Origin of the sequence: Pseudomonas guineae (assembly GCF_900113745.1) — a bacterium.
Classification (GTDB): Bacteria; Pseudomonadota; Gammaproteobacteria; order Pseudomonadales; family Pseudomonadaceae; genus Aquipseudomonas; species Aquipseudomonas guineae.
Window position 1 is genome coordinate 18,349 of record NZ_FOQL01000001.1, and the last position, 13,581, is coordinate 31,929.

15 protein-coding genes and 1 pseudogene are annotated in these 13,581 nt (G+C 55.2%); 9 read left to right on the forward strand and 7 right to left on the reverse strand.

The genetic code is table 11. The features are described 5' to 3' along the window. Positions 1–18: 18 nt before the first annotated feature. The 3 genes from ruvC to aspS form a co-directional block, all read right to left on the reverse strand. Entirely contained in the window at positions 19–543 is a 525-nt protein-coding gene (ruvC, locus tag BMZ32_RS00115; protein WP_090237807.1) for a crossover junction endodeoxyribonuclease RuvC, read from the reverse strand. A gap of 171 nt (positions 544–714) precedes the next feature. Next, complete coding sequence (locus BMZ32_RS00120) at positions 715–1,464, reverse strand: YebC/PmpR family DNA-binding transcriptional regulator (RefSeq protein ID WP_090237810.1); 750 nt, start codon at positions 1,462–1,464, stop codon at positions 715–717. A gap of 104 nt (positions 1,465–1,568) precedes the next feature. Next, positions 1,569–3,344, reverse strand: coding sequence for an aspartate--tRNA ligase (gene aspS / locus BMZ32_RS00125; protein ID WP_090237813.1), 1,776 nt, complete (start codon positions 3,342–3,344; stop codon positions 1,569–1,571). Positions 3,345–3,745: 401 nt separating this feature from the next. On the opposite strand from aspS, the gene BMZ32_RS19390 reads away from it, so the two are divergent. From BMZ32_RS19390 to BMZ32_RS19690, 5 genes and pseudogenes are all read left to right on the forward strand, one after another. Next, positions 3,746–3,922, forward strand: a complete 177-nt coding sequence (locus BMZ32_RS19390; RefSeq protein ID WP_167376701.1) for a hypothetical protein — start codon at positions 3,746–3,748, stop codon at positions 3,920–3,922. Positions 3,923–4,130: 208 nt separating this feature from the next. Continuing rightward, entirely contained in the window at positions 4,131–4,601 is a 471-nt protein-coding gene (locus BMZ32_RS00130; protein WP_090237816.1) for a Dps family protein, read from the forward strand. 274 nt (positions 4,602–4,875) lie between these two features. Then, a complete protein-coding gene (locus BMZ32_RS00135; RefSeq protein ID WP_090237819.1) occupies positions 4,876–5,943 on the forward strand; it encodes a GGDEF domain-containing protein in 1,068 nt (355 codons plus the stop codon). 164 nt (positions 5,944–6,107) lie between these two features. Next, positions 6,108–6,428, forward strand: a pseudogene (locus BMZ32_RS19685) (cold shock domain-containing protein membrane protein); the annotation flags it as partial. A 57-nt stretch (positions 6,429–6,485) separates the two neighbouring features. Then, a complete protein-coding gene (locus tag BMZ32_RS19690) occupies positions 6,486–6,710 on the forward strand; it encodes a cold shock domain-containing protein (protein ID WP_244153932.1) in 225 nt (74 codons plus the stop codon). A gap of 52 nt (positions 6,711–6,762) precedes the next feature. Here BMZ32_RS19690 and BMZ32_RS00145 read toward each other — a convergent pair whose 3' ends face one another. Together BMZ32_RS00145 and BMZ32_RS00150 are read right to left on the reverse strand one after the other, a co-directional pair. Beyond that, positions 6,763–6,969, reverse strand: coding sequence for a SlyX family protein (locus BMZ32_RS00145; RefSeq protein WP_090241453.1), 207 nt, complete (start codon positions 6,967–6,969; stop codon positions 6,763–6,765). 3 nt (positions 6,970–6,972) lie between these two features. Further along, positions 6,973–7,398 carry an HIT family protein gene (locus BMZ32_RS00150; protein ID WP_090237825.1) on the reverse strand — a complete coding sequence of 142 codons (426 nt, stop codon included), beginning with the start codon at positions 7,396–7,398 and terminating at the stop codon, positions 6,973–6,975. Between the two features lie 706 nt (positions 7,399–8,104). On the opposite strand from BMZ32_RS00150, the gene BMZ32_RS00155 reads away from it, so the two are divergent. Continuing rightward, positions 8,105–9,361 carry an OprD family porin gene (locus tag BMZ32_RS00155; protein WP_090237827.1) on the forward strand — a complete coding sequence of 419 codons (1,257 nt, stop codon included), beginning with the start codon at positions 8,105–8,107 and terminating at the stop codon, positions 9,359–9,361. A 66-nt stretch (positions 9,362–9,427) separates the two neighbouring features. On the opposite strand, the gene BMZ32_RS00160 is transcribed toward BMZ32_RS00155, so the two are convergent. Then, complete coding sequence (locus tag BMZ32_RS00160) at positions 9,428–9,835, reverse strand: PaaI family thioesterase (protein ID WP_090241455.1); 408 nt, start codon at positions 9,833–9,835, stop codon at positions 9,428–9,430. Positions 9,836–9,949: 114 nt separating this feature from the next. On the opposite strand from BMZ32_RS00160, the gene BMZ32_RS00165 reads away from it, so the two are divergent. Genes BMZ32_RS00165 through BMZ32_RS00175 form a run of 3 tightly spaced genes read left to right on the forward strand, consistent with a single transcriptional unit; the run spans position 9,950 to position 13,225 of the window. Next, the gene (locus BMZ32_RS00165; RefSeq protein ID WP_090241457.1) at positions 9,950–11,665 is read left to right on the forward strand and encodes a proline--tRNA ligase; all 1,716 of its coding nucleotides are present in this window, start codon (positions 9,950–9,952) and stop codon (positions 11,663–11,665) included. 26 nt (positions 11,666–11,691) lie between these two features. Continuing rightward, positions 11,692–12,645, forward strand: a complete 954-nt coding sequence (locus BMZ32_RS00170) for a hypothetical protein (RefSeq protein WP_090237830.1) — start codon at positions 11,692–11,694, stop codon at positions 12,643–12,645. Positions 12,646–12,652: 7 nt separating this feature from the next. Continuing rightward, positions 12,653–13,225, forward strand: a complete 573-nt coding sequence (locus tag BMZ32_RS00175; protein ID WP_090237833.1) for a transglycosylase SLT domain-containing protein — start codon at positions 12,653–12,655, stop codon at positions 13,223–13,225. Between the two features lie 76 nt (positions 13,226–13,301). On the opposite strand, the gene BMZ32_RS00180 is transcribed toward BMZ32_RS00175, so the two are convergent. Continuing rightward, positions 13,302–13,577, reverse strand: coding sequence for an acylphosphatase (locus BMZ32_RS00180; protein ID WP_090237836.1), 276 nt, complete (start codon positions 13,575–13,577; stop codon positions 13,302–13,304). Between the last annotated feature and the right edge of the window lie 4 nt (positions 13,578–13,581).

Here is a 13,581-nt window from a genome sequence, read left to right on the forward strand (position 1 = left end):
CTTTCCTTAAAAATTACATTACAAACGAAGACGACCCGCACGCCGTTTTGCGCCAACCAGACCGTGAGGGATAAGACTTTGCCGATGATGGGCATGACACAAAGCAATCGCCAGCGCATCCGACGCATCGATCTGCGGCTTCTGTACCAGCTTAAGCAAGTGCATCACCATCATCTGCACCTGCTCCTTATCGGCCCCACCGCTGCCGGCAATGGCCTGTTTGACCTGAGTTGCGGTGTATTCGGCGATATCCAGCCCCGCTTCCATCCCTGCGACTATGGCCACACCACGCGCCTGACCGAGCTTGAGCGCAGAGTCGGGATTACGCGCCATAAACACCTGCTCGATGCCCATGGTCACTGGCCCGTAGGTGTCGATCACTTCACGCACACCGCGAAACACCACTTGCAGACGTTCCGGCATGGAGCCATTGCCCGTACGAATACAGCCTGAAGCGACATACTCGCAATTACGGCCGTTATCGCGCACCACGCCGTAACCCGTAATGCGCGAACCAGGGTCGATGCCGAGAATCAAGGTCATGCCTACGCCCACTCAAAGCGCCAGCCAAATCAGCCGGCACACTGTCTATTTATCCAGTCCGCGAGTATAGAGCCAGGCCAGGCTTGCGTCACCCAGCCAGCGCCCATAAAAAAACCGGAAGCGTTGGATTATCGACCCAACCGCTTCCGGTTTCGCTAAAGCTATGGAGAATCAGCCAAGCTGGCCCATGATCTCGTCAGGAATTTCAGCGTTGTGGTAGACCTCCTGCACATCATCGAGGTCTTCTAGCATGTCGATCAACTTGATGACTTTCTGCGCGGTGTCCAGATCGGTAATCGGCGAGCTGATCGAGGGAATCATAGCGATTTCCGCTTCCTCAGACTTAAAGCCAGCAGCATTGAGCGCCTCGTTAACGGCATGAAAATCAGCAAAGCTGGTGAAGACCAGTGCCGAGCCGTCTTCGCCGATTTCTACATCATCGGCACCCGCTTCCAGCGCGGCCTCCATTAGCGCGTCCTCGTCGACACCTGACGCGAAGCTGAGCTGCCCCTTGCGGTCGAACATATAGACCACCGAACCATCGGTACCCAGGTTGCCCCCGCACTTGGTAAAGGCGTGTCGCACCTCCGCCGCTGTACGGTTACGGTTATCGGTCATGGCCTCAACGATAATTGCCACACCACCGACGGCGTAACCTTCGTAGCTCAACTCGGCAACGTTATCAGCGTCGTTGTTACCGGCACCACGGGCAATCGCCCGATCAATTACATCACGCGACATGTTGGCGGTGAGCGCTTTATCCACCGCCAGGCGCAAACGCGGGTTATCCGCTGGCACTGGTCCGCCATGCTTGGCAGCAACGGTCAGTTCACGAATGATTTTGGTGAAAATCTTGCCGCGTTTGGCATCCTGACGCCCTTTGCGGTGTTTGATGTTGGCCCATTTGGAATGACCAGCCATAACTCACTCCATTTCATTGCAGTGAAATTGTAGGGTGTGAGAGTTCGCGACTCTGCGTCACCCCATAAGCAAGAAGCCTGGAAAACCAGGCTTCTTGACTCAGCTTATTCAGCCTTGGGTTGCTCGCGCAGGCGAATATGCAATTCGCGCAGCGACTTGTTATCCACCTCACCCGGCGCCTGAGTCATGACGCAGGCAGCGCTCTGGGTTTTCGGGAAGGCAATCACTTCGCGGATCGACTGCGCACCGGTCATCAGCATCACCAGGCGATCCAGACCGAAGGCCAAACCACCATGAGGCGGCGCACCGAACTTAAGCGCATCGAGGAGGAAGCCAAACTTCTCCTGCTGCTCTGCCTCGCTGATGCCAAGTACGCGGAATACCGTCTGCTGCATCGACTTATCGTGAATACGGATCGAACCGCCACCCAGCTCAGTGCCGTTGAGCACCATGTCGTAGGCGCGCGACAGAGCAGCCGCTGGATTAGCCTCCAGCTCAGCTGGACTGCAGCTCGGCGCAGTAAACGGGTGATGCATGGCGGTCAGGCTGCCGTCGTCACTCTCTTCGAACATCGGGAAGTCGACCACCCACAAAGGCGCCCACTCGCAAGTCAACAGACTCAGATCATGGCCGAGCTTGATGCGCAGCGCGCCCAAGGCTTCGGAGACAATCTTGGCCTTGTCGGCACCGAAGAACACCAAATCGCCATCGACCGCACCGACGCGATCAAGGATCACATTGATGTTGTCCAGCGGGATGTTCTTGACGATAGGTGACTGCAGACCCTCAACACCGTTGGCGCGCTCGTTGACCTTGATGTAGGCCAAGCCTTTGGCACCGTAGATGCCAACGAACTTGGTGTAATCGTCGATCTGCTTGCGCGGCATACTCGCACCGCCCGGCACGCGCAGCGCGGTAACACGGCATTTAGGGTCATTGGCCGGGCCCGCGAACACTTTGAAGTCGACATCCTTGAGCTGGTCGGCAACGTCCACCAGTTCCAGCGGGTTACGCAGGTCTGGCTTGTCGGAGCCAAAGCGACGCATGGCCTCGGCAAGGGTCATATGCGGCAGTTCGCCGAACTCAACATCCAGCACTTCTTTGAACAACTGACGAATCATCTTTTCGGTGATGGCCATGATATCGGCCTCATCCATGAAGCTGGTTTCGATGTCGATCTGAGTGAATTCTGGTTGACGGTCAGCACGCAGGTCTTCGTCACGGAAACACTTGGCGATCTGGTAGTAGCGATCGAAACCGGCCACCATCAATAGCTGCTTGAACAGCTGTGGCGACTGCGGCAGCGCGAAGAAGCTGCCAGCGTGGGTGCGGCTCGGCACCAGATAGTCACGCGCGCCCTCGGGGGTGGCACGGGTAAGAATCGGCGTTTCCACATCAAGAAAGCCGTTGTCATCCAGGTAGCGACGAATGCTGCTGGTGATGCTCGAACGCAGCTTCAACTTGGCGGCCATTTCTGGGCGACGCAGGTCGATAAAGCGGTAGCGCAGGCGGGTTTCTTCACCTACATCGGTGTATTCGTTGAGCGGGAATGGCGGAGTTTCCGCCTCGTTCAACACTTCCAACTCATAACCCAGTACTTCAATAGCGCCGGACGCCATGTTGGCATTACCCGCACCAGCCGGACGTAAGCGTACCTTACCGGTGATTTTCACCACATATTCACTGCGAACTTTGTCGGCTACAGCGAAGGTCTCGGCACGATCCGGGTCGAATACCACCTGAGCCAGACCTTCACGGTCGCGAATGTCGAGGAAAATCACCCCGCCATGGTCACGGCGGCGGTGAACCCAACCGCAAAGGGTGATTTCCTGGCCGTCCAGGCTCTCGTTCAGTTGGCCGCAATAATGGCTGCGCATCATGGTGGTAATCGCTTCTCTTGAGTCTTGAATTCGTTGGGCCGCAATAAATGCGACGCTCGTTGGCCGGCTGGCGCATGCGCCTTTTCCCGCAATTGCGCTGATTTTCATGGGTTGTAAACGACCGGCGGCGCATAAGTAATCGCCCGCGAACCCCACAAAACGCGGCAAAGGGCGGGATTATATATGGTTAAGCCGTCACTTGCAGCCGCCGCCCTGCGCGGTATTGCTAGGCCTCTCCATACTCTCACTGCAGCTAGCTGACTATCGATGAGTAGACATACCTATGAGCAGGCCGAACCTGGCTGAATTTCCCAGTGACTTACTGGACGGCTTCCGCTTGGAGCCAAACGAACAACTCCAAAACCACGAGCAACTGCTCATTGGAATTGAGCAGCGCCCCGATGAACCGCGTACCGCTAGCGATGGAAGATGTACTACTGCCTTGCTTGCAACAAGTTCAGCTGATTTTTGACAGCCTGCTGAACGATATTCGCCTACTGACCGCCGACCACCTCAACGCGCTTATCGATCACGCAGCCTGCGGCCCTGAACCACAACTTAGCAGCAGCCGTACCTAACACACCGCTGTGCCCAAAAAACCAGACGACTCAATCGCACCACTCACTTAGCACTCACCATTCACTAGAAAATTGAACCCCCGCTCGGCAATATCATCCAAACACAACTTCTATTGATATAAACCAGGATAAAGCCTTGTAACCATCATGCTAGGCTTTGCCCCATCAACGGGCAGCTAAACCCCGCCCACCCAAAAGGAGAAGTGGTATGGAAATCAATATTGGAATTGCTGAGCAGGATCGCGCCGCCATCGCTGAGGGCTTGTCGCGCTTACTCGCTGACACTTACACGCTGTATCTGAAAACCCATAACTTCCACTGGAACGTCACAGGCCCGATGTTCAACACCCTGCATTTGATGTTTGAAGGCCAATACACAGAACTGGCGCTGGCCGTGGACGATATTGCGGAACGTATTCGCACCTTGGGCTTTCCCGCGCCCGGCACCTATGCGGCCTACGCCCGCCTCTCCTCTATAAAGGAAGAAGAAGGCGTCCCAGATGCGCAAGACATGATCAAGCTATTGGTTCAAGGCCAAGAAGCAGTCGTACGCACAGCCCGCGGGATCTTTCCTTTGCTAGACAAGGTCAGTGATGAACCCACCGCAGACCTACTGACACAGCGCATGCAAGTTCATGAAAAAACTGCCTGGATGCTGCGCAGCCTGTTGGCAGCCTAAATAAATCACGCAAAAGCCCCGACCCTAAAAGAAGTACTCGCTTAGGCACCGCCTGATTAAGTCTAAAGGCTTATCTGGCGAGGGGCCTGAAAGAAATAAACCTCGAGAGCGTTTCCCGGGGTTTATTTCTTTCTAGGTAGCGAGTTAGAGAGATTTAGCCGCCCACCATTAACACCTCAAGCGAGTGGCCTGGTATCCACACCCCTTTTGCTAGGCGAATGAACAACAGCTGTTCTATGCTTTGGCCAATTGGACCCCCGACACAGTGACGTGCATGAACGCCCCCAAAAAAGCACCCGGTATTCTAGAGCTCTATCCTGAAGCAACCCGCGACGCTGCGGCGCTTTTGAAAAAAGCAGTACCGCTGATGATGCGTCATGACATCCCACCCAACCCTGTGCACTACGCTCTGTGGTACACCTACAGCAAAGGGCTTGAGCCCGAGCTTAATCGCCGCCTGGACAAGACAGTCGCAGACTTTGACAGCTTTCCCCCGGAAACAGCAGCGAAGCTCTTTCGCGACTACATCATCCATGGCGAACTCGAGGAAGCACGAGCCGGCCAGCAACAGGTCATCGAGCTAGTTGACGATATCGAAGGCAATGTTTCACGCAGCATCACTGGCAGCAGTCACTATCAAGCCAGCCTTGAGCTCGGCCTGGCTGCACTGCAGGAACCGATCATCGACGACCTGCCCAGCGTTCTGAGCGAACTGCAAGAAAGCACGCAACTGATGCAGGATCAGCAGACCCAGTTTCTGTATCGCCTAAATGCTGCCCAGCGAGAGATTAAGACTCTACGCGGCCAACTCGAACGCGCCCACGTTGCCGCGACACTGGATAACCTGACACAAGTATTTAACCGTAACGCCTTCAGCCGACTGCTTGAGCAAACCCTGAGTGCGGAGCATGACGGTGTTGCGCTGGTGATGTTGGATATTGACCACTTCAAACAGTTCAACGACCAGTACGGGCATCCCTTGGGTGATCGTGTCTTGCAGCATGTTGGCCAGCTACTGCGCGAAGCTCTTCCCGCCCGCGCTATTGCCGCCCGCTATGGCGGCGAAGAATTTTGCATCATCCTACGGGACTGCTTTGACAGCACTGCCGCGCACGCTTTTGCCGAGCAGCTGCGACTGAAAATCCAGTCATTGCGTATTAAGGTACGGCGTACCGACGAAGTGCTTGACAGCATCACAGCCTCATTCGGCTTCGCCCTTGCCAGACAAGGCGACACCCTAGAAACCCTGCTCACCCGCGCCGATGATGCGCTTTATCAAGCCAAGCGCGATGGCCGCAATCAGGTAAACCCTAATTCAGGCGATACGGCACTCAGAGCCTGATTGAGAACCCAACCTCTTTACTGTTAAATACGCCCCGTGTCGCTGAACCTTCACCAAGGTTCGGCACACAGGCTGGTACCACGCGCTTCTACTCCTCCCTTGCAACGCCAAATACGCGCAGCCAGCCCTCCGTTGACTCTTTAAATTAAGCGAGCTAATCGAACATGTTAAAAATTGTCCATCTCCTGACGGGCGCTATCGCCCTGCTACTTTCTTTTGTTCCAGCCTTCAGCGACACACCACAAGCACTTCTGGAACAACCCGACGCTCTGTGCCTCGCACTATTCGGTCTACTTAACCTCCTACTCGCTCCGCAGCTACCGATCTGGCACGCCGGCCTGCGCCATCAAGCGCAAAGCCTAGTGTCCGCCCTATTGGTCATTGGCACCCTGCTACAAGCCTTGATTCTGCTGGCTCCTCTAGCAGAAATTGCCAGCCAACCTGCCAGCCTGTTTAGCCTGATCATCATCGCTGCAGCCGTAGCGCTGCACCTGGCGACCAACCTGCGCCTAAAGTCGCGCAACACCTCAAGCGCACACGACCTGGGCGACCGCGAAACAGGCACTGTGAAATGGTTCAACACCTCGAAGGGTTTCGGCTTTATATCCCGCGACTCCGGTGACGATATTTTCGTGCACTTTCGCGCCATTCGCGGTGAAGGCCACCGCGTACTCGTAGAAGGCCAGCGGGTCGAATTCGCCGTCATGCACCGCGACAAAGGCCTGCAAGCTGAGGACGTAATCGCCGCACTGCCTGCAAGACGCTAATCGCACAAACGCAAAAGGCCCGCATATCGCGGGCCTTTTGCGTTCTAGCGTTTCAATAATGCGGCGGTGGCGCCTCGTCTTCGGCCAAGCCAAATTGCGAACCCACCTCATCTTGTCGCTTGATCAATGCGGCAACCTGCAACTGCAAACGCTCCATCAATCGTTGCTGCGCTACCAATGCATCATTAAGCGCTTGAATAGTGTCGTCTTGGAAAGCCAGGCGGCTTTGTAGATCGATGATGCGTTCTTCTACTTCCACCAATCAGCCCTCAGCAAAACAAAAATCCTCAGTCAAAATCAGACGCAAACGCGCCTTCAATACCGCCAGCTGCTCCGCCGTATAAGCCTGCGCCGGATGCCGCCCCCATACAGGCGCCGGCCAAGCCACATCATCACGGCGACGCACGATGACATGCATGTGCAGCTGACTGACCACATTGCCCAGCGTTGCGATATTCATCTTATCTGCCGCAAAGCAGTCTTTTAGCACTTCAGCCAAGCCATTAGTTTCCTGCCAGAGCTGCAACTGATCCGCTGCATCGAGCTGAAACAACTCACTCACAACTTCACGGCGCGGCACCAAGATAAACCAAGGGTACTGTGCATCCTTCATAAGCAGTAGGCGGCACAACGGGTAGTCACCCAACACAACCGTGTCCTGCTGCAAACGCGAATCCAGAACAAACATAACGATTACCCTTAAGACAAAGACTAAGCAGCCAGCCAGTGGATCACCGACGAAACTACAGCCCGAAATACACCTGATGCAGGATACGCCCAAGCAACGCTTTCAGCATCCGTGCTGCACACGCCATAAACCTTGCACCAAGAAACAGCACTCAGCAAAACCACCCCGCACCCACGCACCAAAACTGTTCCCTTCGGTAATCCCAACATAGCAGGCAGCTACTGCGTCGCAGCAATGCGACTGCAACTCACTGAACCCCTGAAGGAAATCAATCATCAAAAAACCTACTCAAGGTTAAAAAAATAGAAAACCCGCCTGAAAAATCACCATAAAACCTATATAAGCCCCGAAAATTTTAGCTATGTAGACCATATCAAGACTAAAAATCAGGCCTTATATATTTTGTGCACGACTCTTGCTTGGCAATATCTGACGAAACGCATAGCGCGCTTTGTAGACCATAGAAACCGGCGAGCACGCGCTAAAATCCGTCAGCAATGACTTGAAGCACGTCAGTGGCATCTACAAAATTGCGACATGTTTCATATGCTTTCGCGACATGAGCATGAAGAAGCCGTAGTGAATAGACTGCAACTATCGCCATCATAGGCACCGTGCTATAAGTTACCGCCGACACAAAAAGAAAGAGTCGTCTCAATAAAAATATCCAGACGGCACAATTTTTCTAAACCAAGGAGCAATCACGATGCAAGTGATGAAGTGGAGCGTAATCGCCCTCGCAGTAGCAGCGGGCAGCACCCAAATGGCCATGGCCTCGAGCCAGTCCGAATCTAAGGGTTTCCTTGAGGACAGCACCCTCAACCTTTTCAATCGCGTTCTTTATATGAACCGTGATTTTCGTTCGGGCGGCCCTCAGCGTAACGCTCAGAGCTACCGCGAAGAAACAGGTCTTGGCATTCGCGTACTTGCCGAGTCCGGCTTCACTCAAGGCACAGTGGGTGTTGGCGTCGACGCACACAGCCTGAGCAGCATCAAGCTGGATGGCGGTCGCGGCCACAAAGGTAATGGTCTGTTCGACACCACCAGCAACGGTCATAACGATGACACCCAAACTGAAGTCGGCGGCGCTATCAAATTCCGCATCTCTGACACCGTGCTAAAGCACGGCAACATGATGACTGGTAGCCCGGTATTTTCCACAGACGACAGCCGCATCCTGCCTGAAGTCGCTACCGGCACCTTGCTGACCAGCAACGAAATCGAAGGCCTGGAACTAACTGCTGGCCGCTTTACTGCTATGAGCAGCCAGGCCAGCACTGATCGCGACACTTTTGGCCTTAAAGAAATCAACATCGTTGGTGCTGGCTACAGCTTCACTGACAATCTTTATGGTGCTATCCACCATTCCGACGCAGAGGACAACTTCAAGAAGACTTATGTCAACTTGAACTACAACCTGCCGCTGGCCGAGTCCCAAGCCCTAAACTTCGACCTCAACGCCTACAAAACTAGCGGTGACGGCAAAGAACTGCAAGGCGAAATGGACAACACCATTTGGAGCCTGGCCACAGCCTACTCCGTGGGCGCACACAAATTTACAGTAGCTCACCAGCGCTCCACCGGTGACACAAGCTATCGCTACGGCGACATTGACGGCGGCGGAACCATTTGGCTGTCCAACTCTGTACAGTACTCGGACTTCAACGCTAAAGATGAAACTTCTTGGCAGGCTCGCTACGATCTAGACATGGCTGAGTTTGGCGTTCCTGGCTTGAGCTTCATGACTCGTTACATCGTCGGCGACAACATCGATGTAGCTGGCGTTGATAGCGACGCAGAAGAGCGCGAACTGGATATCGAAGCTAAATACGTTATCCAAGAAGGTGCAGCTAAGGATCTTTCGTTCCGCATCCGTAACGCCTTCTACCGTGCCGATAATTCATACGGTGGCGACGTGAATGACTTCCGTCTGATCGTTGAATATCCACTGAGCATTCTGTAATTCTGATTGCTTAGTTGATAAAAAAAAGCCCGGCTTAGGTTGGGCTTTTTCTTGCCTGCAAAAAAGTCAAAGCGGCAAGGCATAGGTCCCCGTTACATGCGCGACCAGCTCATCCTTATGCCCAAGCGAATACACCGAAACCTCGCAAACAGCTTGCCTGCGACTCAAACGCAAAATCCGCGCATGAGCTAATAAATCAACAGGTTTTGGCTTGACCAGAAAGTTGATATTTAAATTCGACGTCACGGCCATTTCCACCCGCCCGAGACTGCCGAGCACCACGGCATACATCGCTGCATCAGCCAGCGCCATAATGGTCGGCCCTGACAAGGTGCCACCCGGCCGCACTAGCTTGCTGTGAAACGGTACGCGCGCTAATGCACCGTCGGTATCTAGCCGATCGATACACAGGTTGATGTCTTCCGCCATTGGTAACCCTGCGCGAATCAGCGCCTGCACCTGCTCTGCTGTCAGTATCGACACACATCTCTCCTTTTATAGTAAGCGCCAGCATCCTGTACGCATCTGTACAGGCACCGTACAATGCCGGCCATTGAAAACCTCTTGCAACTGACAGAACAGCCAAATATGCGTACCAGCCAATTCCTGCTCTCGACTCTTAAAGAAAACCCTTCCGATGCCGTGGTTATCAGCCATCAGTTGATGCTGCGTGCCGGCATGATCCGCAAACTGGCTTCTGGCCTGTACACCTGGCTGCCCATGGGCCTACGCGTACTGCGTAAGGTTGAGAAAGTTGTGCGCGAGGAAATGAATGCCGCTGGTGCGCTGGAAGTGCTGATGCCTGGCATCCAGCCCGCCGAACTGTGGCAGGAGTCCGGCCGGTGGGAGCAGTACGGCCCGGAGCTGCTGCGTATGAAGGACCGCCATGGTCGCGACTTCTGCGCAGGTCCAACCCACGAAGAAGTAATCACTGACCTGGCGCGCAACGAACTGAATAGTTACAAGCAGCTGCCGATCAACCTGTACCAGATCCAAACCAAATTTCGTGACGAAACGCGCCCGCGCTTCGGTGTGATGCGCGGCCGCGAGTTCATCATGAAGGATGCTTACTCGTTCCACGTCGATCAGGCTTCACTGCAACAAACCTACGACCGCATGCACCAAGCCTACTGCAATGTCTTCACTCGCCTGGGTCTGAACTTCCGCCCGGTACAGGCGGATACGGGCTCCATCGGTGGCACCGGCTCTCACGAGTTTCATGTGCTGGCTGAATCAGGTGAAGACGACATCGCCTTTAGCAACGCCTCGGACTACGCCGCCAATATCGAAAAAGCCGAAGCACTGCCCCGTGAAACCACACGAGCAGAAGCCCGTGAAACCATGCGTTTGGTTGAAACGCCCAACACCAAGACCATTGACGCGCTGGTACAGGGCTTCGATCTAGCGATCGAGAAAACCATCAAAACCCTGATGGTGCACGGTGCTAAAAAAGGCACCTTGGTAGCACTGATCGTACGCGGCGACCATGCGCTCAATGAGATCAAGGCCGCTAACTTAGAGCTGGTGGCCAGCCCACTGGTAATGGCCAGCGAAGCTGAAATTCGCGCCGCCATCGGCGCCGGCCCAGGCTCACTGGGCCCGGTCAACCTGCCAATCCCTTGCATCATCGACCGCTCGGTTGCCTTGATGAGCGATTTCGCCTCGGGCGCCAATATCGACGACAAGCACTACTTTGGCGTCAACTGGGAGCGTGATCTGCCACTGCCAGAAGTTGCCGACCTGCGTAACGTACTGGCCGGCGACCCAAGCCCGGATGGCAAAGGCACCCTGGAAATCAAGCGCGGCATCGAAGTCGGGCATATTTTCCAGCTCGGCACTAAATACAGTGAAGCGCTGAACTGCCAGGTTCTTGGCGAGAACGGCAAGCCGGTAACGCTGGCCATGGGCTGTTACGGCATTGGTGTTTCCCGGGTTGTTGCGGCAGCCATCGAGCAGAACAATGATGAGCGCGGCATTCTCTGGAATGACGCCCTAGCGCCCTTTCAAATAGCCTTGGTACCGCTGCGCTACGAGACCGACGCCGTGCGTGAGGCGACCGACAAACTTTATGCCGAGCTTACCGCAGCCGGTTATGAAGTACTGCTTGATGACCGCGACAAGAAAACCAGCCCAGGCATCAAATTCGCAGACATGGAACTGATCGGCATCCCACACCGCATCGTCGTCAGCGACCGTGGCCTGGCCGAAGGCAACTTGGAATACAAAAGCCGCAGCGAAACCGAAGCACAGGCCGTTCCTGTCGCCGACATCCTGAGCTTTATCCAGGCCCGCATCAGCCACTGATTTCAGCCCTTTTAGCCAGAGCCGTCATGTTCAAGCGAAACGCCCTCAGCCTCATCGCCACCCTTCTGGGTGGCACTCTGCTACTTAGCGGTTGCGCCAACCAGTTACCGCAGCGTAGCGAGCATGAGGAGCGCATCGAGCGCAAACTGCTCGATCACAGCCTACAAATCGATGTCGGCGAACCACGCGTACTGGAATTACCGCAGCGCCGCGTTCGTGTGCACGAACAGAAGACCTTTGAGGTCACAGCGTTTGATGTGACGCGACGCTATGATCGCTACACGCCTTACCAGCCCTGGCGCGAGTTGTATGAAGTGCCGCTTGGGGCATTGGCAGTGGTCGGCGGTATCGGTGCCAATGTACTGAACGTAGTACTGCTTGGCAGCTTGCCTGACAGCGTCACCAAGGACTGGATCAGTTACGGCTTTGCCGGGCTTAACCCGGCGATCAACGTCGAGTCCAATGGTCGCTCACAGCAGAATCTGGCCAGCCTTGAGGAGCGACGCCAAGACGCCCGAACGGAGTACTCCAGCCTGCCGTGGGCCGAGCGCCCAGTGTTAGTTAAAGCCGGAGAGCAAACGCACGAATTGCTCACCGACCGTAACGGCATCCTGCGCCTGAACCTGCTCGACAGCCCGTTTTCCGAACAAGATGTCACGCGTATAAGCACTCTAGTGCTGACCGTTACCGATGATCAGAGCTCGGCGCGGGCCGATGCCTCGCTGTTGGTCAGCCGCACCTTGCGTGGCAAGCTGCTAGAAGCTCATGAGCTAATTTACAACGACCTCGAAGACGACGACGTTGCCCAGTGGGTGCATCGGGTCAAGCGCCTGTCAGAGCTAGGCCTCGAAGAAGAAGCCAGCGAGTTGGAGCAGAGCCTGATTGAACTGACGCGCAACGACCCAGAGCTACAAAAAATCTTCCTTTTGTCCTTGACGAGGGACGCCGGCCGCCTTGTCGCCGATCCAGGCAACGACTAACAACCGCATGCTGCAGCGCCTAATATGCGCCCTTCTAGGAATAATGTTCTGCAGCGCAGGGCTGGCAGGCATGCGCCAGTCGCCAGAGCCCGAGTTGCGCACATTGCTGCAACAGACAGTGACCAAGGCGGATAGCTTTCAGGATCGTTTCGATGCAGAGGTGTGGCTGCTGGATATGTCCACACGCATGCGCCGCTATATTCCGAATGCCGAGGAGCGCCTGAGCTTGCTCAGGTTGGTGCATCGCGAGGCCAGCAAGGCAGGCTTGCGCCCGGATTTGGTGATTGCGTTGATTCACGCCGAAAGCCATTTTGATCGCTTTGCCATTTCATCGGTCGGTGCCCAAGGTATGATGCAGGTGATGCCCTTCTGGAAAGCGGAACTAGGCCGCCCACAGGACAACCTCACCGACAACGCCACTAATCTGCGCTACGGCTGCACCATCTTGAGCTTCTACCTGCGCAAGGAAAACGGTGACCTGAATCGCGCGCTGGCACGCTATAACGGCAGCCTTGGCAAGCACACTTACTCGGCTAAGGTGGTCGGCTTCTGGCACGATTTATGGTACGTCAATCCCTGAATCGACGCACAGAACCTGTAGTACAACCTCGTCAACTGGAGACCTGTTTTAAGCGCCACGGATCGCATACAGGCTCTCAGCACCGCACGATAAATCCGCTAATCCCTTGCAGAGCTTGCTCTTGCAACTCCAGTGCGGTCACTTCGGCAGCCTCGGGCCCCTGTCGTAACCAGCCTGCCAACTCGTTCACAGCAGTTTCTTCGCCCTCGAACAGCACCTCAACACGCCCGTCTACTAGGTTGCGCACCCAGCCATCGAGGTCAAGACGTTCAGCCTGCGCCACAGTCGCTTGACGGAAATACACGCCCTGAACCCGTCCGCTCATATAGCCATGCATGCACATACGCGCCATGGAT